17 protein-coding genes are annotated in these 19,029 nt (G+C 60.9%); 4 read left to right on the top strand and 13 right to left on the bottom strand.

Annotation, left to right across the window (positions count from 1 at the left end; translation table 11 throughout):
* Positions 1–877 precede the first annotated feature (877 nt).
* The 4 genes from ABD919_RS05105 to mnmG form a co-directional block, all read right to left on the bottom strand.
* Positions 878–2,518, bottom strand: a complete 1,641-nt coding sequence (locus ABD919_RS05105) for an Ig-like domain-containing domain (RefSeq protein WP_345234414.1) — start codon at positions 2,516–2,518, stop codon at positions 878–880.
* A complete protein-coding gene (locus ABD919_RS05100; RefSeq protein ID WP_345234412.1) occupies positions 2,502–2,768 on the bottom strand; it encodes a hypothetical protein in 267 nt (88 codons plus the stop codon). Before ABD919_RS05100 ends, ABD919_RS05105 begins: the two co-directional genes overlap by 17 nt.
* Entirely contained in the window at positions 2,768–3,685 is a 918-nt protein-coding gene (locus tag ABD919_RS05095; RefSeq protein ID WP_345234410.1) for a class I SAM-dependent methyltransferase, read from the bottom strand. The genes ABD919_RS05100 and ABD919_RS05095 overlap by 1 nt, the downstream gene beginning before the upstream one ends.
* Before the next feature lie 195 nt (positions 3,686–3,880).
* Entirely contained in the window at positions 3,881–5,749 is a 1,869-nt protein-coding gene (mnmG, locus tag ABD919_RS05090) for a tRNA uridine-5-carboxymethylaminomethyl(34) synthesis enzyme MnmG (RefSeq protein WP_345234408.1), read from the bottom strand.
* A 440-nt stretch (positions 5,750–6,189) separates the two neighbouring features.
* On the opposite strand from mnmG, the gene ABD919_RS05085 reads away from it, so the two are divergent.
* The 3 genes from ABD919_RS05085 (at position 6,190) to ABD919_RS05075 (ending at position 7,989) form a co-directional block, all read left to right on the top strand.
* Positions 6,190–7,047, top strand: coding sequence for a helix-turn-helix transcriptional regulator (locus tag ABD919_RS05085; protein WP_345234406.1), 858 nt, complete (start codon positions 6,190–6,192; stop codon positions 7,045–7,047).
* A 100-nt stretch (positions 7,048–7,147) separates the two neighbouring features.
* A complete protein-coding gene (locus ABD919_RS05080; protein ID WP_345234404.1) occupies positions 7,148–7,516 on the top strand; it encodes a hypothetical protein in 369 nt (122 codons plus the stop codon).
* A gap of 116 nt (positions 7,517–7,632) precedes the next feature.
* Complete coding sequence (locus tag ABD919_RS05075) at positions 7,633–7,989, top strand: DUF6713 family protein (RefSeq protein ID WP_345234401.1); 357 nt, start codon at positions 7,633–7,635, stop codon at positions 7,987–7,989.
* A gap of 109 nt (positions 7,990–8,098) precedes the next feature.
* On the opposite strand, the gene ABD919_RS05070 is transcribed toward ABD919_RS05075, so the two are convergent.
* The 7 genes from ABD919_RS05070 to ABD919_RS05040 all read right to left on the bottom strand — a co-directional run bounded on the left by ABD919_RS05070 (position 8,099) and on the right by ABD919_RS05040 (position 15,353).
* Positions 8,099–8,827 carry a GNAT family N-acetyltransferase gene (locus ABD919_RS05070; RefSeq protein ID WP_345234400.1) on the bottom strand — a complete coding sequence of 243 codons (729 nt, stop codon included), beginning with the start codon at positions 8,825–8,827 and terminating at the stop codon, positions 8,099–8,101.
* Between the two features lie 114 nt (positions 8,828–8,941).
* The gene (gene ybeY / locus ABD919_RS05065; RefSeq protein ID WP_345234398.1) at positions 8,942–9,439 is read right to left on the bottom strand and encodes an rRNA maturation RNase YbeY; all 498 of its coding nucleotides are present in this window, start codon (positions 9,437–9,439) and stop codon (positions 8,942–8,944) included.
* Positions 9,436–9,882 carry an ATP-binding protein gene (locus ABD919_RS05060; protein ID WP_345234396.1) on the bottom strand — a complete coding sequence of 149 codons (447 nt, stop codon included), beginning with the start codon at positions 9,880–9,882 and terminating at the stop codon, positions 9,436–9,438. The genes ybeY and ABD919_RS05060 overlap by 4 nt, the downstream gene beginning before the upstream one ends.
* Positions 9,883–10,015: 133 nt before the next feature.
* The gene (locus tag ABD919_RS05055) at positions 10,016–13,498 is read right to left on the bottom strand and encodes a DUF4175 family protein (protein WP_345234394.1); all 3,483 of its coding nucleotides are present in this window, start codon (positions 13,496–13,498) and stop codon (positions 10,016–10,018) included.
* A gap of 209 nt (positions 13,499–13,707) precedes the next feature.
* A complete protein-coding gene (locus ABD919_RS05050; RefSeq protein ID WP_345234392.1) occupies positions 13,708–14,475 on the bottom strand; it encodes an exodeoxyribonuclease III in 768 nt (255 codons plus the stop codon).
* A gap of 129 nt (positions 14,476–14,604) precedes the next feature.
* Entirely contained in the window at positions 14,605–14,976 is a 372-nt protein-coding gene (locus tag ABD919_RS05045; protein WP_425556398.1) for a hypothetical protein, read from the bottom strand.
* A complete protein-coding gene (locus ABD919_RS05040; RefSeq protein ID WP_345234390.1) occupies positions 14,973–15,353 on the bottom strand; it encodes a carboxymuconolactone decarboxylase family protein in 381 nt (126 codons plus the stop codon). The genes ABD919_RS05045 and ABD919_RS05040 overlap by 4 nt, the downstream gene beginning before the upstream one ends.
* A gap of 171 nt (positions 15,354–15,524) precedes the next feature.
* Here ABD919_RS05040 and ABD919_RS05035 point away from each other — a divergent pair, with 171 nt between their 5' ends.
* On the top strand, positions 15,525–16,226 hold the full coding sequence (locus tag ABD919_RS05035; RefSeq protein WP_345234389.1) for a ComF family protein: 702 nt from the start codon (positions 15,525–15,527) through the stop codon (positions 16,224–16,226).
* A 144-nt stretch (positions 16,227–16,370) separates the two neighbouring features.
* Here the strand turns inward: ABD919_RS05035 and ABD919_RS05030 are convergent, their stop codons facing one another.
* Together ABD919_RS05030 and ABD919_RS05025 are read right to left on the bottom strand one after the other, a co-directional pair.
* On the bottom strand, positions 16,371–17,654 hold the full coding sequence (locus tag ABD919_RS05030) for an SUMF1/EgtB/PvdO family nonheme iron enzyme (RefSeq protein ID WP_345234387.1): 1,284 nt from the start codon (positions 17,652–17,654) through the stop codon (positions 16,371–16,373).
* 69 nt (positions 17,655–17,723) lie between these two features.
* Positions 17,724–18,755: a PorP/SprF family type IX secretion system membrane protein gene (locus ABD919_RS05025; RefSeq protein ID WP_345234385.1), complete on the bottom strand. Its 1,032-nt coding sequence runs from the start codon at positions 18,753–18,755 to the stop codon at positions 17,724–17,726.
* Positions 18,756–19,029: the final 274 nt, after the last annotated feature.

Here is a 19,029-nt window from a genome sequence, read left to right as displayed (position 1 = left end):
GGGTTTTTCCCCAAACTTAAATTTTTGTTAAAATCTTTTTTTAAAAAGTCTTTTTATTTCCACTCACTAGGTCGGTTGATAAGTGGACAAGCTCAAAAGGTTATCCACGTGGCGGATAACTTGGGGGTAACCGCTGGCTTATACACGGTGTATCCACAGCCATTGTGGAAAATATTGTCCAATAAATCAACACTTTACCTCGTTTTTCAACATCTCCACGCGCTATCCACAAATCCACAATTCACACGTTTTCCCCAATGTGAATGGTGGGGTTGAGGCCCCCCGAGTTATCCACGCTTATCCACGTGGATATTCCCCTGCCAAGGGGGGGAAAGCACCAAAAAAACTTTTGCCCTACTTATCCCCGTCTTAAGCCGGCGTTTCCCCCAGGTTATCCCCCAAGTTGTCCCCGCTGGGAAAAGGCTGTGGAAAAGCGAGTGGAAAAAGCGAGGATTCTCTTCAAAAAATGGCCTCAGTAACTGGATTCACACAAAAGTTATCCACTAAACGCGGTGAGCACAGAAGTTTTGCACCCGCATAATATTAATAAATTATATAAATTAAATTTTACATTTAAACAAGCCATTCGGCTTAGGCGGCCTATGTCAGCGTGTGAATCTCACCTGACAAGCGCCTGGTCTTCTTCCTTGCTCCTCTCCTACGCTTTGTTGGTTGCTACTCATCCGGCGGGTTTAGCGGGATAAGAACCCACCGAGCTCCGAAGCACTACGAGTTCATGACACCAGGTTCTACTAGGCGGCGGAGCCCTGTTGGGGTGCTCACAGCGTAGCCTTTTCCAATGCCGGCTACTGCGGCGGAATATGCAAAAAAAAGCCCCTGTACGTAGCGTACAGGGGCCAGCTCTTTCACCGCGCTTTTAGAAGCTGAGCTTCTCCTCTACCTCCCAGTTGGCCCGCAGCTGCAGGGATTTTGAGTGCAGGTAAACCGGTTCGGGCGGCAGCAGCAGGTTGGAATCGCCGCCGTTCCAACGGCCGTCGCCGTTGCGGTCAATCAAGGCCCGCAGGCGGTAGGTGCCGGGGGCGATGTTGTCGAAGCGGTAGCTGCCCTTGGGCGAGGCCAGGCTTTGCACAACCTGCAGCTTCTCATCGAGCAGCTGCAGCTCGAAGCGGGGCTCCTGGGTGGTGATGGTGCCGCTGAGCGTGCCGGTGGGCGCTTCCTCCGTGAGGGAAAGGCGCAGGGGGCGCAGCTGCAGCGACTGGCCGGTAACGGCCGTGACGGCGGTGCTGTCGAGCAGCACGTCGACCCGGCTCTTCGCCCGGGTATCCAGCCGCACCGTCAGCAGGGTACGGTCGGGGCTCAGCGTGCCATTGGCCGGCAGCGCCAGGGGCTTGCGGCGGGTGGAATCTTCGACCAGCGTACCAAAGGGGCGGCCCGGGGCGATGCGCACCGGCACCTGAAACCGGAACACTACCTGCCCCTGCCGGTACACGCTGCGGGGCGTTCCTTCTACCGCATAAAGCGGCGTGGCTGCGGCTTTGCGGGCCGTGGCGGCCGGAACCGAAAAACGCACATTGAGTGTATCGCGGGAGGCGTTGCCGGTACTGTCGGTAGCCGTCAGCAGGTAGCGGCCTTCGGCAAGGGCCGGCGTTTTAAAGACGAGCAGCGTACGGCCTTTCTCCGTTAGCAGCAGGGCCTCGCTGGCCGACTGAGCGGCGGCCGGCGTGGTAGTAGGCAAGGGAGCCAATGCCGCCGCGCGCAGGCCTTCGTTGAAGTTCAGCCGCAGGGACGTGGGGCCGGGCTGCTGGCTGGCCAGCAACGGCCCGCGCCGGTCGGGCTGGGTGAGCTGCAGCGCAATGGGCTCGGCCAGCTTCCCTCCTACCGTGATGGGCTCGGCGAGGTAGGCTATTTTCTCTCCTTCCTGGTAGCGGCCGTCCTGGTTTTTATCAGCCAGGGCGTAAATACGGTAGCGGCCGGCTTTCAGGAAGCTCAGGGCAAACTGCCCCTGCTTGTCGGTACGGGTAAGATAATAGGGCTTGGCACGCCGCACGCTGGCCGTGTCGCTTGCGCGGTAGAGGCCAATAACCGCGTCGGCCACGGGCTGGGTGGTCAGCACATCTGCTACGGAGCCGCGCACCGCACCCGAGTCGAGCACCGCCCCGGTGCTGAAGCTGAGCACGGCATTGCGGGCCGGCAGGCTTTCCGTTGCGTCTACTACGGCGTCGCGGAAGTTGAAGGAGTAGGTGGTGTTTTCATCCAGCGGCTTGTCGAACAGCAGCGTCACGGCGTTGCGCTCCTCGCGCAGCTTGTAGGGGTTGTCGGCCGGCAGCTGGGGCGTGATGAGCAGGTTTTTGCTGAGCTCTTTCAGCTGAATGGCTTCCGAAAACACCAGGCGCACGTAGCGCTGCTTCACGTTGCGGGCGGCGCTGTCGGGCGAGCTGGAGATGAGCCGGGGCGGCACGGTGTCGCGCGGCCCGCCCTGGGGCGGGGCCACGGCGGCACAGCCTTCGAGCAAGGCGGCAAAAGCAAGCAAAGCCAGCAGGTCAGCGCGAACGGACATTGTAGAGAATAAGCGTAGAAAGCGTGAGCAGCACAATGGCCGCCGTGATGCGAATAGCCAGGGGCCGGGTCACCTTGTCGCTGGGCTCGTTCGTTGGGGTAACGACGTTGGCCGTGCGGCTCGTATCGACGGAAAAAGTAGGGGCCGGCCGCAGGCTGTCGGCCGGAGCCGGGGGGGCGGCTTGCGCCAGGGCCAGAGCGGGCAGCAGCCCGGCCAGCAGCAACAGCCGACGTACGCCCGCCCCCCGCATCAGCTGGCTGGGGTGGTGGCGGGGCGCCGCCGGGCTACGTACAGCAGGCTGCTGTACTGCCCGCCGTGCTCGGCCGCGTACTGGTTCGACTTGTAGCCCGTTTTCAGCACCGACAGCAGCCCGCCGCGGCGCTCGGCCAGGTGCCGCTCGCTGAGCATGCTCACGTAGTAGGCGTCCAGGGGCATGGGCAGGGTGTGGCTGATGGCCATTTTGTGCTTTTTGAGCAGCTGGGCCATGGTTTTGGGGGCGAAGTGGTAGAGGTGGCGCGGTACGTCGTAGGCCGCCCAGTGCTCGCGGTAGTGCTGGGCGTCGAGGCTTTCCACGTTGGGCACGGCAATGAGCAGCACGCCATCGGGCTTGAGCAGGGCGATGAGCTGGGCCAGGGTTTCGTTCAGGGTGTGCACGTGCTCGAGCACGTGCCAGAGCGTGATGGCGTCGAAGCTGCCCTGCTCAAACTGCACCAGGCTTTCCTGGCTGATGGCAATGCCGCCCAGGCGGCTGGTGGCTTCCTCACGGGCCCGGGCGTTGGGTTCCAGGCCGGCCACCTTCCAGCCGGCACTCTTGGCGGCAGCCAGGAAGTGCCCCGTGCCGCAGCCGTAGTCGAGCAGCTTGCCCCGGCGGGCAGCCAGCTTGTTCAGCAATGCCACCTTGCGGCGCATGGTGAAGAAGCGGGCCACCTTGTAGGCCTGGTTGATGAAGCCGGCAGCGGCGCTGTTGTGCGACACGTAGGCATCGGACTCGTAGTAGCGCCCAATGTCGGCCACGCCGGGCCGGGGGTTGGTAAACTGAAAGCTGCAGGCCTCGCACTGCACAATGGCGAAGCTTTCGCGGCTCACCGTCTTATCCTCCACTACCAGCTTGTTGCGAAACTCGGTTTTGCCACAAACCGGGCACTTATCTAATCGTTCGTACCCCACAATCGCTGATTATCGCTGATTTTACTGATTGCGCTGATTCGACTGGCGCAAAATCTGGTTGTTTTATTCTATTGGGCAAAGTTCGCAAATTCCTTTGGCCTGCGCTTCACTTGTTTTTGTGCCGCTCACAGCCGGGAGTGAAGCCGCCTAAACCGCGCGAAATCCCATCAGCGAAATCAAAATAATCAGCGGCAATCAGCGATTAAGGTATACCATCAGCACCGACACGTCGGCCGGGGAGATACCGCTGATGCGCGAGGCCTGCCCAATGGTTTCGGGCTGAATGCGCAGCAGCTTTTCGCGGGCCTCGTGGCTGAGGGCGGGCATGGCCCGGTAGTCGAGCCGCCCCTGAATCACGAAGTTTTCCAGCTCCTGCATGCGGTCGGCCTGCTGCTTTTCCTTCACCAGGTAGGTTTCGTACTTGATGTTGATGACGGCCTGCTCCAGAGCTTCGGCATTGTAGCCGGCCAGGGCCTCGCCCAAGGCGGGCAGGGCCCGGCACAGGTCGGCCAGCTCCACGTTGGGCCGGCGCAGCAGGTTTACGGCGCGGGTCTTCTCATGTATCTCGGCCGAGCCCAGCTCCGCGAGGAAGGGGTTGATGTCGGCTATCTCGACGGGGAAGCTTTTCAGCAGCTCGGTAGCTTCGGCCGCCTGCTGCTCTTTCTGCTGCACCCGGGCCAGACGCTCGTCGGAGGCCAGGCCCAGGGCGTGGCCCAGGGGCGTGAGGCGCAGGTCGGCGTTGTCCTGCCGCAGCAGGATGCGGTGCTCGGCGCGGCTTGTAAACATGCGGTAGGGTTCGTCGGTGCCTTTGTTCACCAGGTCGTCGATGAGCACGCCGATGTATGCTTCGCTGCGCTTGAGCACGAAGGGCTGCTTGCCGTGCACCTTGTTGTGGGCGTTGATGCCCGCCATGAGGCCCTGGCAGGCGGCTTCCTCGTAGCCCGTGGTGCCGTTAATCTGGCCCGCGAAGTAGAGGTTGGCCACGCGCTTGGTCTCCAGCGTCAGGCTCAGCTGGGTGGGCGGGAAGAAGTCGTACTCGATGGCGTAGCCGGGGCGGAACATCTTGGCGTTTTCGAAGCCGGCGATTTCGCGCAGGGCGCGGTACTGCACATCCTCGGGCAGCGACGAGCTGAAGCCGTTCACGTAGCACTCCACCGTGCTCCAACCCTCGGGCTCCACGAAAATCTGGTGACGGTCCTTGTCGGCAAAGCGGTTGATTTTGTCTTCCACGCTCGGGCAGTAGCGCGGCCCCAGGCCCTTGATGCGGCCCTGGAACATGGGCGACTTTTCAAAACCCTCGCGCAGGATGTCGTGCACCCGCTCGTTGGTGTAGGTGATGTAGCAGGGGCGCTGCCGGGTAAGCGGCGGCGTGTCGAGGTAGGAAAACTTGCTGGGCACGGCGTCGCCGCCCTGCTCCTCCATCTTGGAGTAGTCGAGGCTGCGGCCATCTACCCGGGGCGGGGTGCCGGTTTTCATGCGGCCGGCTTCGAAGCCCAGCTCTACCAGCTGCTCGGTGATGCCGCGGCTGCCTTTCTCGGCGGCGCGGCCGCCCCCAAAGTTTTTCTCACCGATGTGGATGAGGCCGTTCAGGAAAGTGCCGTTGGTGAGCACCACGGCCTTGCCGCGGAACTCGATACCAAGCTGGGTTTTGACGCCTACCACGGTATCGTTTTCCACCACGAGGCCCGTCACAGCTTCCTGCCAGAAGTCGACGTTGGCAATGCCTTCCAGGGTCAGGCGCCACTCCTCGGCAAAGCGCATGCGGTCGCTCTGGGCGCGGGGGCTCCACATGGCCGGCCCTTTGGACCGGTTCAGCATGCGGAACTGAATCATGGTGCGGTCGGTGATGAGGCCCGACTGCCCGCCCAGGGCATCCACCTCGCGCACAATCTGCCCCTTGGCTACCCCGCCCATGGCCGGGTTGCACGACATCTGCGCGATGGTGTTCATGTTCATCGTTACCAGCAGCACCTTGGAGCCCAGCTTGGCGGCGGCGGCGGCGGCTTCGCAGCCGGCGTGCCCGGCTCCTACTACAATGACGTCGTATTCGGTGGATTGAAACATGGTATAGGGTTGCTTGGAAGAAGGCAACAGATAAGTAGGGGTGAATTGTGCCCAGCGGCCCGGTATTTGGCAAACGGAGCAGAAGCGCCGATAATTTTTAAGTCAGGTTTTGCCGCTTGGCTAGCACTTTGCTTCGGCTAAGCAGCCAGGGAGAAAGTCAAAACAATTCTCTGCTAAGAATTTGCGAGCTGGTTTTTCCCCGGCACAAAATTACGAAATCAAAAACGGGCAGCCAGTTTCACGTGAAACGACTTGCGGGGGCAGGTTTTTGGGTGTAAGCACGACCGTTAGCCCCAACTGATGGGCCTTGAAAACGAGACCAGTTGCCCCGCGGCAGTAAAACCAGCCGTTGAACAATGCAGGCAAACGTGCCAGCAGACCGGGGTGCTGAGGTCAGCCAGCCCGGCGCCTATCTTAGCCCGCTAACCTTGGTTTGCCGCATGATTCCCATTCACAACCTGCAGCAGGTACCCGGCGAGCTGACAGCGCGCAATGGGTTTCAGCTGTTTTCGCAGCTCGATATGCCGCCAGACCTGCCGCCGGTGCTCATCATGCAATACGCCTTTGGCATAACGCTCAGCGGCACGGTGCGGGAAACCATCGGCCTGCACAGCTACGAGCTGCAGCCGCACACCGCGGTGTGCACCTTCCCCGGGCAGATTATCAGCTACTCGAACCCGTCCCCCGACCTGGAGTTTGTGTACTGCGTCTTCACCGACGACTTCCTGAGCAGCCCGCACCTGAACCGTACCCTGCTCGATGGCTTCGGCTTCTTTCAGCCCGCCGGGCTTCCGGTGTTTGGGCTCTCGGCGGCCGCCGGGCAGCAGGCGCAGGCGCTCTTTGCCAAAATGCAGGCCGAGTGCGTCGGGCAGCAGGCCGACCACGTGCTGCTGCTGCGCCTGTACCTGCTGGAGCTGTTGGTGCTCGTCAACCGGGAGTATGCGCCCGCCGTAACCGCACTAAGCGGCAGCACGCTCACGCGGGGGCAGCAAATCAGCCGGGAGTTCAAGGAGCTGGTAGGCCAGCACTTTCGCCGCCTCAAACAAGTGCAGAACTATGCCAACCTGCTCTGCATCACCCCACGCCACCTAAGCCAGATGGTGACGGCCGACACCGGCCGCTCGCCCAGCCAATGGCTGCGCACCATGGAAATGCTCGAAGCCCGCTACCAGCTGCGCTACACCACGGCCCCCGTAGCCGCCATTGCCGCCGAGCTGGGCTACGAAGACCCGGCTTACTTCAGCAAAGTGTTCCGCCAGGCCGCTGGCTGCTCGCCGCAGCAGTACCGGCAGGGCTGATTCCTCCTTTTTTACCAGCTTTTCCCACGTTTGCCCCTCACGGCCCGGGCGATGAAGCGGCTTCCTTTGCCCCTGTCACTCATCAAGCCCTTTGGTTGTTATGAACACCCGCAAACTCCTGCTTTCTCTGCTGCTGGGAATCGTATTCTGGCTGTTGGCAGCCTTATTTGTGCGCTACGCCGGCCGGTACTTTTTCACCGGGCACCCGGTACGGCTGCTGGTGCTGTTCGCGGCCACGCTGCCGCTGAGCGGGCTGTTTATTCTCATTGCAAAGGGGCTGCTGCGCTTGTCGCCGCCCGAGCTGTACGACTCCGCCGTGGTGATGACGGGCATTGCCACCCTGCTCGATGGGCTGGCTCTCACGTTTCGGCAATCCCTGTATGGCGAATCCTCTGGCGTAGTGCTGCTCGGCGCCGCCTGGATACTGTGGGGGGGGGCTGCGGCCTGGCGCTGGCGTATGGCCTGCTGAGGTGGCAAAAGCTGCCGGCCGACCAGCTGCAGTACGAAGCGCTGATACCGGCCCGGTAGCCCGCCTGAAAATCATTTCCGCCTGATGGCACCCGACGCCTTAAAAACATACCGAGTATGACCGAACACCCGGCTTTTTATCTGGGGCTTTCGCTGCTGCTTATGCACGAGATGGATGCCGTGCGGTGCCGGGAATGGCGCATTTTCCCCGGCATGTCGCTGTTAAGCGACGAGTGGGGAAAGCGCGTGTTTTTCCTGGCGCATGTTCCGCTCTTCTATGCGATACTAGCAGCAGTGGCCGGCCAGACAAGCCACCCGGATTTTATAAGCGGGATGAGCCTGTTTATGGTTGTGCACGCCGGGCTGCACCTGGTGTTTCTGCGGCACCCGCGCAATGAGTTTACCGACTGGCTTTCCTGGAGCATCATCGGGGGAGCTGCTGCTGCCGGCGCGCTGGAGCTTGGCTTGGGTTAAAATGACTCGCAGTACGACGGCGGGTGCAGCGTTGCCAAAGCCAACTGAAGCTGCCGACCGGTAGAGTGTCAGCAGCCCTGCCAGGTTGCGCGGGATGGCCGCTTAGCCCCTACTGCGAATATTTTTCTCGCAGCTCTTCGGGTAGCCACTCAGCTAGCAGCTCGGCTGAGTGCGCCGCTACCGTAGCCCAGGCAAAGGGCAGCCACCGGCCCCGGACGCTGTCGTACACCTCCGCCGCTTCCAGGCTGGGAAAGAGCTTGTAGTCGAACTTGGGGTAGTCGTGCAGCACGTAGCCTGGGTAGTAATAGTCAAGGGCCAGCTGCCGGGCGTGCTCAATTTTCAGCAGCATCAGGTATTTTCCCAGGCTATGGCGCCGGTAGGCCGGGTCGTAGAAGTTGACGATGCCGGCCAGGGTACGGGCACCGTAGTCAAAAATGCCGGCGGCAATAAGCTTCGGGCCCTCGTACACCTCCATCACCTGGGTGTTAAACGCGTTGTGCTCCTCCCCACCCAGCAGCACCTCCTCCACGGTTGGGGAGGCGTCGAACGAAATGCTTTGCCGGTAGCGGGCGTACAGCTCTTCATAGCCAGCATTGGGGCGGAAGGGTCGGATTACCGTCGTCAGGTGGGCATTGCGGCGCAAAAGCCGGCGCTGCTCGGCTCCCCACCCTACCCCGGCTACGTTCAGGCGCAGCCAGTGCGCGGTGTACACCCTGCCATCGAAGGGCACAAAGTCGCAGGTGAACAGGTTCTGCTGCATGCGGTAGTAACCCCGGCTCAGGTAAAAATCCAGGGCTTCGCCCCGTATCATGGGGAGGGCTGAAGGAGCAGCAGGCATAAGGCGAGGGCAGACATGGATGCCACGAATGGAAAGTGGCCGGGTAAGGGATAAAAAAACGGACGCCCGCATAAAGCGGGCGTCGGTCAAAATTACAAGAAAACGGCAGCGGCACTAGAAGTTGCGCAGCGACAGGCAGTAGTCTTCCTTCTTGCGCATGGCCGTCTGGGCCAGCAGGTCTTTGTCGTGGTAGCCGAGCAGGTGCAGCACGCCGTGAATCATCACGCGGTGCAGCTCGTCGCGGAAGGAGTGGCCCAGCTCCTGGGCGTTGTCGCGCACCCGCTCCACGCTGATGAAGATGTCGCCTTCCAGGATGTCGGCGTCGTCGGCGTTGTCGAAGGTGATAACGTCGGTAAGCGTGTCGTGCCCGAGGTACTCCACGTTGAGCTTGTGCAGGTACTCGTCGGAGCAGAAGATGTAGGTGAGCTGCACGATGCGGTGCTCGTGTACAGCCGCAATGCGCTCAACCCAGGCAATGAGGTCTTCGGCATCGGTGAGGGCAAAATCCGGCACATCCTCCACCATAAACTCGATGCCGGGGGCTTCGTGGTGCAGGCCTTCGGGCGGGAAGGCGTCGTGGTGAGGCGGGTCTACCGGAGTCTGGTCTCTCATGCCGCGATATGGTCAGCCGTGGAGTTTTCGTCGGCCGGGGTGGGCGTGAGCTGGAACGTCAGCTCTACCCGGCGGCCTTCTTTGCTGAATTCCACCTCATCGGCCAGGTGGCGGATGAGGAAGATGCCGCGACCACCCGGGTTTTCCAGGTTTTCGGGCGCCGTGGGGTCGTCCAGGTTGTCGTAATTGAAGCCGGCACCCTCATCTTCAATCTCGAATTTGAGTTGCTGGGGCTCCACGTACAGCGACAAGTACACGTTTTTGTCCTTGTCGAACTTATTGCCGTGGCGGATGGCGTTGTTCACCGCTTCGGTCACGGCTACCATGATGTTGCCGTAGATATCGTCCTCAATCTGAAACGTATCCTTGGAGTTGTCGATAAAGCTCTCGACAACCCGGATATTCTCAACGAGCGACGGAATCTGGATTTTTACCTGCTTCATAAGGCGGTTTGATAGGTAGGGCAGCAACTAGTTCGGGGCGGCAAAAATAGGAATTTCAGAGTCATTCCGAATGAAATAAAGAATTCATTGGCGAGTTTACCTCGTCAGTTCCTTGTTTCGTCGGTACAGATACTTATTTCATTTTCTGAAAATACTCGCCTACCTCGCGCTGGTAGTACGGTGTAAGGGTTGGCGGTGTAGTACGTAACAGTTCAGTCTGACGTTCTTTCGAGGCCTTGTATTTGTCGAATGCCGGCGGAAAAACCGGGGCTTTAAACTGGGCCGCCTGCGCTTCGCGCTTGGTATCCTGGTCACGCTCCCGGGCCGATTTCTCAACTTCCAGGAGGCGGGTCAGGATTTGCTGCTGGCGCATGATAGTTTCTTCCGTCAGCCGCTTATTTACGAGGTCGGTTTCGGTTTGTTCCATCATTTTTTTCAGCTCGCCGGTGCCTCCGCCGCCCTGCTCGCCTTTGCCGTCCTTGCCGCCTTCTTTCCCCCCCTCTTTGCCGTCTTTCCCTTCCTTGCCGCCGGGCTTGCCACCCTGCTGCATCTTGTCGAGCTGCTGCATGGCCTGACGCAGCATCTGCTGCTGCCCGGCTAGCTTGGCCAGCTCCTGGCTCATGGCCCGGCCGGTTTTGCCGCTCTGCGAAAGCTGCTGAATCTGCTCGTTGAGCTGCTTCTGCATCTTGCCTAAGTCGCCGGGCCCGGGGCTGTTGCCCTTGCCTTTGCCTTTGCCCTTGCCCTTTTTCTTGCCCGATTTGCCCTGCCCGTCCTGGGGCTGGCCTTTGCCCTCCTGGGCTTCCTGCTGCATCTGCTGCAGGGAGCTTTGCAGCATCAGGGCCAGGTTGTTCATGCTCGTCATGGCCTGCTGCTGGCTGGCCGTGGCCCGGGCCACGTCGCGCTGCTTGATGTTGGTCATGGCTTCTTCCATGCGGCCGTTCATCTCGCCTACCTCGCGGGTCACGAAGCTTTGGATTTTGGGCTCCTTCTTGGCCAGGGCGTAGAGGGAGTCCTGAATAATCTGGGCATCGTCGCGCAGCTTGCGCTGGGTCTGGCCCAGCTGCACGAAGCGCGGGTCGGTCTGGTCTACCTTGCGGAAGTCCTTCATCAGGCCTTCCTGGTCGAAGCTCAGGGTAAGCAGGTTTTCCAGGATGTCGCGCAGGTCGTCGATGTTCTGCTGGGCCTGGTCGCTTTCCTGCTCGCTCATCTGGTCGCGCATTTTCTTGGCCATCTGCTTCATGCGCGAGGCTGCGCTTTTCTGCTTGGCGCTGGCCTTTTTGTTCTGGTTTTTGCCCAGCTGCTCCTGGCTTTCCTCCATGTCCTGGTCGGTCTGCTCCTGCTCGGGCTTCTGCTCGTCCACGCCGTTGGGGCTGTCGAGCTCCTTGTCGAGCTTTTTCATGTCGGCCAGGTCCTTTTTCAGCTGCTCAAACTCCTTCTGCAGCTCGGCCTGCTGCTGCTTCAGCTCTTCGTTTTTGGCTTTCTGCTCCTGGTTGCTGAGCTTATTGTCGGGGTTCTGCTTGTCGTTCTGCTCGGTTTTGTCGGCCAGCTTCTCTTCCTGCTGGGCCAGCTCGTCGAGCTTGTTGGCGGCCGCTTCGGCTTTCTGCTCCAGCTGCATCTGCTTGAACATCTCCAGGGCGCGGTCCAGCTCTTTCTGCAGGGTGTTTTCCTTGTTTTCGAGCTGCTGCAGCAGCTTTTGCATCTCCACGTCGGGCTGCTTCTGCTCTTCCAGCAGCTTGCGCAGCTTTTCGTAGAGCTTCTTGGTTTCGGGGTCGAGGATGTCGTTCATGAGCTTTTTCAGCTCCTCGGCTTTCTTGGCCAGCTCTTCGCTCTTGGGGTCGAGCTGGTTCTGCTTGTCCTGCAGCTGCTCAAACATCTTCTGCATCTGCTGCACCTGCTGGTCGAGCTGGGCTTTCTGCTCCAGCATGTTTTCCAGCTGCTTGCGGTCTTGGAAGCTCATCTCCCGCTTGGTTTTCATCTTTTCCTGGGCCTTGGCCAGCTCGCGCTCCAGCTTTTCGCTTTGCTTGGCGGCCTGGCTCATCTGGCTGGCCACCGATTCGGCCTGGGCGTTCAGCTCCTGGCGCAGCTCGCGGCGGCTGGGCAGGCGGAACTCGGCCGGGCGGGTGCGGGTGCTTTTGGGGCCGTGCACGCCGTCGTTGTCCCAGGCCTCCACAAAGTACTCCAGCCGGTCGCCGGGGCGCAGGCTCAGCGCCGCCAGGTTCCAGGTGTAGCTGTAGGTGCCGTCGGAGCCGGTGGGCAGGGCCAGGGGTTTCTGGCTGCTGGAAGCCAGCTTTTTGCCACGATAAACGCTGTAGTGCAGCTGCAGGCGGGTCAGGCCGTAGTCGTCGCGCACGGTGCCGCCCAGGGCCAGGTAGCGCAGGGAAGTAGTATCGGAAAACGACTCCAGCGTGAGGGCGGGAGCCAGGTCGGGCACGGCCGTGAGCTGGTAGGAAATGGGGTCGCGGTTGAGGCTGGCCTCGTTTTTCAGGCGCAGCAGGTAGGGCTGGGTGCGCAGCACGCGGCGGCTGGCCACAAAGGTGCCGTCGCCGCCGGTGGCCGCCAGCACCTCGTCGGGGTTCTGAAACACCAGGGCCAGCTCGTCGGTAGCTGCCGTGGCAAACTCCCAGCGCACGGTGCTGCCCTCGGGCACGGTCAGGTTGCCGCCGTTCTCGATGGTTTCGCTGCGCTTGCCCGTGTAGGCCGGGTAGGTAATCTGTACCTTGAAGTCGCGCAGGTCGGGCCGCTCCAGCACGGTGAGGCGGTACTCCGGCGAGTTGAAGCCGGCGCCCTTGAGCTGAAAGGTGACGTCGTTCTGGGGCTGCTCGAAGGTGTAGCGGAACTGGTCGCCGCGCCCGGCCACCTTGCGCAGGCGCCGCTCGCCCTCGTCAAATATGATGCTGACCTCGGCGGGCAGGGCCGCGCCGGCCACGGCCACGTCGAGGGTAAAGTCTTCGCCGCGGAAAGCTTTCAGCTCCCGGTTCTTTATCTGAAACTGAAACGGTGCCGGGGGCGAGTAGGCGCGGCGGTAGTGCCAGATGCGCTCGGTGCCCTGCACCAGGAAGCTGGGGTACACGGCCAGCAGCAGCAGCAGGATGGCGGCCGGAATGGCCGCATACTTCCACAGCGGCCGGCTTTCCTGCTTGATGTCGATGCCTTGGGCAAAGGAAATCTTGCCCAGCTGAGCGGCGCGCTGCTCCAGGCTGGCGGCAATCAGGGCGTTGTCGCGGGCCTGGCCCTGCAGCTGCAGGGCGTTCAGCAGCCGGTCCTGCACGTCGGGAAACAGCTCCCCTACCCTGCGGGCGGCCTGCTCGTCGCTCAGCAGCCGGCGCAGGTTGGTGAGGGCAGCCAGGGGCTGCCAAATCCAGCGCGCAAAGCTGTACACCATCAGGCCCAGAAAGCCAAACAGCAGCCCGCCCCGCACCCAGGTGGGCAGGTACAGAAAATACTCCAGCAGGTTCACCACCAGGAACAGGCTGAGCAGCAGCCCGGCGGCTACCAGCCCGCCCCGCACCAGCAGGTTCAGGTAAAACTTACGCTTGAAGGCTTCCAGCTCGGTGCGCACCCGCGCCAGGGCGGGGTATTCCGTCGCCGAAGCCTGTCGCTCCATCACAACAGCCATAAATCAGGTCTTATTCTGGAAAGATACATAAACCGGCCGGCCTTGGTTCTGTCAGAGATGTGCTGATTTCTTGATGTGCTGATGTGCTGGTATATAAACCCAGAGATAATAGAAAAGCAGTGAGCAACAGACAGAACAGCTTCGACCCTGTTCTTTATTGAATTGACTATGCTAGCAATAGCACATCAGCACATCAAAAAATCAATCCATCAGCGCAGTTCCACCCAGGCCGGGCAATGGTCGGAGTGTACCACGTCGGGCAAAAGACCAGCCCCGGCCAGCCGCGGTTGCAGGCGGGCGTCGGCCAGCCAGTGGTCGAGGCGCCAGCCTACGTTGCGCTGCCGGGAGCCGGCGCGGTAGCTCCACCAGGAGTAGTGGCCGGTGGCCTCGCCGTGCTGGTGGCGGAAGGTGTCGGTGAAGCCGTCGGCCAGGAAGTCGGCAAACCACTGCCGCTCCTCGGGCGTGAAGCCGGGGCTGTTCTGGTTGGCCTTGGGGTTGTGCAGGTCGATGGCCGTGGGGCAGCAGTTGAAGTCGCCGCCAATCAGCAGCTGCAGCCCTTTCTCCGACTTCAGCTCCGCTACATAGCGGCGAAAGAAGTGCAGCCACTCCACCTTGAAGGCCTGGCGCTCGGGGCCGCTGGTGCCGGAGGGCATGTAGGTGTTCAGCACCGACACGTCGTCGAAGTCCAGCCGCAGCACGCGGCCCTCGTCGTCGTAGCAGCTCTGGCCGCAGCCTTCCACTACGGCCTTGGGCGTGATGCGCGAAAACGTAGCCACGCCGCTGTAGCCCGGCTTGCGCGCCGGATGCAGGTAGGCCCGGTAGCCCAGATGCTCAAAGCCCGACACATCCAGCGGGGCGTTCCCCGCCTTAATCTCCTGCAGGCAGAGCACGTCGGGCTGGGCCACGGCCAGCCAGTCCAGCAGCCCCTTGCTCAGGGCCGAGCGCAGGCCGTTGACGTTGTAGGAAATGACTTTCATTTAGTTAGTTGTCAGTTGTCAGTTGTCAGTTGTCAGTTGTTGGTTGTCAGTTGTTAGTTCGTTCTGACGGCTGCTTTGCTAGAAGGACCTGACAACTGACAACCAACAACTGACAACTAAAAAACCACCTTAATCCTCCTGCGCGAAATACTCCAGCACGTGCCACTTCAGCATGCGCTCCTGCTCCTTGAGGTTGGCAAAAGGCACGGGGCGCAGCAGCTTGTAGTGGGGCCAGCCGTCCTCATCCACGCGCTCCAGCTCGTAGTGACCGCTCAGGCTGAACAGCTTGCAGGTGGCGATGTGCATCAGGTCCTGCTTCTGCTCCTTGGTGAACGTGGTGACGCCCTGACCCAGCTCCTGCACGCCGATGAGCAGCAGCAGGGCGTTCAGGTCGGGGCGCTTGCCGAAGCGGGCCTGCATCTCGGCCATCAGGGCTTCCCAGCGGGCTTCGAAGTCGGCCTCGGTTTCGGGGTGCTCTTCGGGGGTGGGGTACTCGCTCATTGGGCGTGCTCGGCGTGGGGGGCGGCCGGGGCGGCGGCTTCGGTTTTCAGCTCTTCCCAGTACTCCACGGCGCGGCGAAAGTGGGGAATGACGATGCTGCCGCCGATGATGTTGGCAATAGCAAACACCTCATAGATTTCCTCGTCGTTGATTTTCTCCTCGTAGCACTTGCCGAGGTGGTACTTGATGCAGTCGTCGCAGCGCAGCACCATGGAGCAGGCCAGGCCCAGCATCTCCTTGGTTTTGACGTCGAGCGCGCCGGCGGCGTAGGTGTTGGTGTCGAGGTTGAAAAAGCGCTTTATAACCTTGTTGTCGGCCGCCATGATTTTCTCATTCATGCGCTGGCGGTAGTCGTTGAATTCCGTGACCTGGGACATCTGGGAGGGAATTAAGAATTATAAATTATGAGTTATGAATTATTCGTTGTTAGTTGTCGGCGCCAAGGCGAACGGCTTTTTTCAGCCACGCCGGGTGCTGACCGGAACAACCTGCAACGGTAATTCTTCAGCCAAAATTACCCGCTCGTTTCTCCCCCACCCTTCTACCCCATGTGGCACTCGCTGTTCAACGACTTTCTGGGCCTGATTTACCCCAATGTATGCCTGGCCTGCCGCGAGCCCATGGTGCGGGGCGAGAAGCATTTATGCACGCGCTGCCGCGCCGAGTTGCCTTATACCGACTTCCACCTGCTGCCGCCGGAAGAAAACCCGCTGGGCCGCCGTTTCTGGGGCAAGCTGCCCCTGCAGCACGCCCTGAGCTACGTGCGCTTTCTGCGGCACGGCCGCATTCAGCAGCTGCTGCACCAGCTCAAGTACAAGGGGCAGCGCGAAGTGGGCACGGTACTGGGCCAGCTCTACGGGGCCGAGCTGCAGGCCGCTGGCCTGAATACCGAGTTCGACCTCATCGTGCCCGTGCCGCTGCACCCGCGCAAGCTCAGTAAGCGGGGCTACAACCAGGCCGCCGTATTTGCCGAGGGGCTCTCCAAAGGCCTGCAGCTGCCCTGGAGTGCCCTGGCCCTGCGCCGCACCCGCTTCACCAGCACCCAAACCCGGAAAAACCGCACCCAACGCTGGGAGAACGTGGCCACCGTATTCGAAGTGGGCCTGCCCGAAGCCATTGCCGGACAGCGCGTGCTCTTGGTAGATGATGTGCTCACCACCGGGGCTACCCTGGAAGCCTGCGGCGCCGTGCTTCTGGCGGGCGGCGCGGCCAGTATCAGCATCGCCACCATTGCCTGCGCCGACCGGTAATCACTGATTACCGCTGATTATTCTGATTACACAGATTGTTTCGTTTTCTTGTTGAAAGGAGTAGAAAGCAAAAGAAGCTGCCCGTTAAGGGCAGCTTCTTTTTTGGGCATCAGTGAAATCAGAATAATCAGCGGTAATCAGTGATTACTTGTTCGAGCCGGCGTTAATCATGGCGCAGCGGAAGCCGATGGTGGCGGTAGCCGAGTCCTCTGCCATGAAGCGGCGGGTGCCGGGCGAGAGGTAGTAGGCTACGTCGCGCCACGAGCCGCCTTTATAAACGCGCACGTGGTCGTCGATGAGCGACTGGTAGCCGCCTTTGCCGTTCACAGGGTTTTTGTCGTACTTGTCGGCGGGGTCGAGCACGCCGTTACGACGGAAGGGGTTGAGGTCTTCTACGTCCTGGTACGACAGCGGGCGGTATACGTCCTGCACCCACTCGTTCACGTTGCCGGCCATGTTGTAGAGGCCGTAGTCGTTCGGCGGGTAGGCATACACGTACTCGGTAATCATGGCGCCGTCGTTCAGGCTACCGGCGATACCGGCGTAGTCGCCGCGGCCCCGCTTGAAGTTAGCCAGGAACTGGCCCTGCTTCTTGCCGTAGGCGTTGCGGGTGGTGCGGCCATCCCAGGGGTAGATGCGCTTTTCTTCCTGGTTTTCGTTGCCCACTTCCTGGGTTCCGATGAGGGCCTGGGCGGCGTACTCCCACTCTGCCTCGGTGGGCAGGCGGTAGTTGGGCAGGGTGTTGCCGTTTTCGATGGACGTGGTGCTCTTGCCATCACCCATGGCGCCTGCCTTGCCGGCTGCGCCTTCAGCACCGCCTTCAGCAACTGCGTCGTCGCCTTTTTTCTTCTTCTTGCTTTTTTTGCTGCCCGAAGAGGCGCCGGTAGCAAGGTTCTCGTTCACCTTGGCCGTACGCCAGGTGCAATAGTCGTCGGCCTGCAGCCAGCTTACGCCTACCACTGGGAAGTAGCGGAAGCCGGGATAACGGAGATAATAAGTAACATAGGGGTCGTTGAACGACAGGTCGCGGGCCCACACCATGGTGTCGGGCAGGGCCGACTTGTAGAACTCCTCAGCCGAGTCGGTCCGGATGAAGTGCAGGTATTCGAGCCAGTGGATGTTGGCCACTTCGGCTTCGTCCATATAGAACGAGGCGATGGTAACGGTACGCTCGATGTTGTCGTGCGTCATCGTTACATCTTCTTCCTGCGAGCCCAGCACTGTGCGGCCACCTTCAATAAATACAAGACCCGGGCCTTCGGGCGGGCTCTTGTAGCTAGCTACCGTCATGCCCTTTTCGGTGTTGTATTCAACACCAGTAGTAGAGGAATACTTGCCAGGCTTAGCAGCGGTGGGCGGTCCGCTTTTGCAGCTGGCGAGGGCGCCAAGGCCAAGCACGGCCAGACACAGATAATTGGAGAATTTCATAACGGGGCTAAAAAGGCCGAGAGGGATGGGGAGTTAGCTAGGGCAATTTGCTTGCAATGTTACAAAAAATTAGAATGCCGGACAAGGGGCAAGCGGGTAATTTCGCCTTTTTAGTCGGCGATAGGCATTTTCCAGCCGGTCGAAGCTGCAGAGGGAAAGCGTTACTTCGTGGGCCCCACCCAGCTCCTGGCTTAAAGGGCTAAGGCCTATGTCGTAGCTGTAGCCAAGGCGCAACGGGCCAGCCGCAATGCCCGCTATGGCAGCCAGCACCTGCTGAGGCTCAACGGTGCTGCCCAGGGAAATATTGCGGAATACCGCTCCCAGCGTAACGGGCGAAGCCATGGCGTACACCCCGGTCTCGATGCGATGGGAGCCGCCTTGTAAAGTGAAAGAAGCTGTGGGTGTGAAGCTTATCTCTTGAGTAGGCTTGCCGGGGCCTGGCTTGAGCAGGTAAAACTTATAGCCACCGGACAGGTTCAACAACATGGGCAGCTTGCTTTGCTGGCGAAATCCCAGGCTGGGCTGGTTGAGGTGCTGCCCGGCCAGACTAAGCCAGGCTTGTTCGGAGTAAAGTACAAACCCGGTGCCCAGGCTCAGGTAGTTGACGGCAGGGAAAGTGAGGGGCTCGGCCGAGGGTCCGGAAACGGTTCCGTCTTCCGAAATCTGGTCGCCAAATAAAAAGTTTCCGTACGAAATCTGCTGGCGGCCGTAGCTGGCGCGCAGGCCGCCGCTCAGGGCAAACTGCCGGGTGAGGCGGGTGTGGTAGGCGTAAATGGCCCCGGCTTCAAACCGGGTGTAGCTCAGGCTGCCGGTTCGGTCGTGGTTGATGAGCAGGCCCAGGGCGTGGTGCTGTCCGGGCCGGTCGAGGCGTAAGTCGGCTGCTGCCTGAGTAGTTCGGAACGCCCCGGCCAGGAAAGGGTACTGGTTGCGGTAGCTGAACGTGGCGCTGTAGTCGTCGAGCAAGCCCGTAAAGGCCGGGTTGGTGTGCAGCCGGGTAGCAAATGGCTGCGAGAAGTACACATCCTGGGCCTGGGCAGCGGGCATACCGGCGGCAAGCAGCAGGCCAGCTAAGAGATAGCATGTTCTCGAAAAACGCAGCATGAAGGCAGCACGGTGGGGAGACGGGGCAACGCAGCGCGCCGGCATTTTAGTGCAGACGCGGCTGCGAAAGTAGTGCCTGGCTACCGGACGCGGGCGGGGCAACGCAAGCCACCCGGGTATTGGTCTGCTATCCGGGCCCGTTGGTCGATTAGCAGGAAAGCAACCTGAACGTTTGAACGCCGTGTTCTGCTTAAGGGAAAGGTAAGCTGTGCATTGGCACCGGCTGCTGGCTACAAATCGGGCAGGCAGGTGTATCCTGGAGGTAGACTTTTAC

Origin of the sequence: Hymenobacter saemangeumensis (assembly GCF_039541835.1) — a bacterium.
GTDB lineage: Bacteria > Bacteroidota > Bacteroidia > Cytophagales > Hymenobacteraceae > Hymenobacter > Hymenobacter saemangeumensis.
Note: the sequence above shows the minus strand (reverse complement) of the source record. Positions and strands in the feature narration are given on the sequence as shown.

Excerpts from the sequence above, each read along its gene's own strand:
- ABD919_RS05105 (WP_345234414.1), bottom strand. The coding sequence starts at position 2,518 with ATGTCCGTTCGCGCTGACCTGCTGGCTTTGCTTGCTTTTGCCGCCTTG.
- ABD919_RS05100 (WP_345234412.1), bottom strand. The coding sequence starts at position 2,768 with ATGCGGGGGGCGGGCGTACGTCGGCTGTTGCTGCTGGCCGGGCTGCTG.
- mnmG (WP_345234408.1), bottom strand. The coding sequence starts at position 5,749 with ATGTTTCAATCCACCGAATACGACGTCATTGTAGTAGGAGCCGGGCAC.
- ABD919_RS05085 (WP_345234406.1), top strand. The coding sequence starts at position 6,190 with ATGATTCCCATTCACAACCTGCAGCAGGTACCCGGCGAGCTGACAGCG.
- ABD919_RS05080 (WP_345234404.1), top strand. The coding sequence starts at position 7,148 with ATGAACACCCGCAAACTCCTGCTTTCTCTGCTGCTGGGAATCGTATTC.
- ABD919_RS05075 (WP_345234401.1), top strand. The coding sequence starts at position 7,633 with ATGACCGAACACCCGGCTTTTTATCTGGGGCTTTCGCTGCTGCTTATG.
- ABD919_RS05070 (WP_345234400.1), bottom strand. The coding sequence starts at position 8,827 with ATGCCTGCTGCTCCTTCAGCCCTCCCCATGATACGGGGCGAAGCCCTG.
- ybeY (WP_345234398.1), bottom strand. The coding sequence starts at position 9,439 with ATGAGAGACCAGACTCCGGTAGACCCGCCTCACCACGACGCCTTCCCG.
- ABD919_RS05060 (WP_345234396.1), bottom strand. The coding sequence starts at position 9,882 with ATGAAGCAGGTAAAAATCCAGATTCCGTCGCTCGTTGAGAATATCCGG.
- ABD919_RS05055 (WP_345234394.1), bottom strand. The coding sequence starts at position 13,498 with ATGGCTGTTGTGATGGAGCGACAGGCTTCGGCGACGGAATACCCCGCC.
- ABD919_RS05050 (WP_345234392.1), bottom strand. The coding sequence starts at position 14,475 with ATGAAAGTCATTTCCTACAACGTCAACGGCCTGCGCTCGGCCCTGAGC.
- ABD919_RS05045 (WP_425556398.1), bottom strand. The coding sequence starts at position 14,976 with ATGAGCGAGTACCCCACCCCCGAAGAGCACCCCGAAACCGAGGCCGAC.
- ABD919_RS05040 (WP_345234390.1), bottom strand. The coding sequence starts at position 15,353 with ATGTCCCAGGTCACGGAATTCAACGACTACCGCCAGCGCATGAATGAG.
- ABD919_RS05035 (WP_345234389.1), top strand. The coding sequence starts at position 15,525 with ATGTGGCACTCGCTGTTCAACGACTTTCTGGGCCTGATTTACCCCAAT.
- ABD919_RS05030 (WP_345234387.1), bottom strand. The coding sequence starts at position 17,654 with ATGAAATTCTCCAATTATCTGTGTCTGGCCGTGCTTGGCCTTGGCGCC.
- ABD919_RS05025 (WP_345234385.1), bottom strand. The coding sequence starts at position 18,755 with ATGCTGCGTTTTTCGAGAACATGCTATCTCTTAGCTGGCCTGCTGCTT.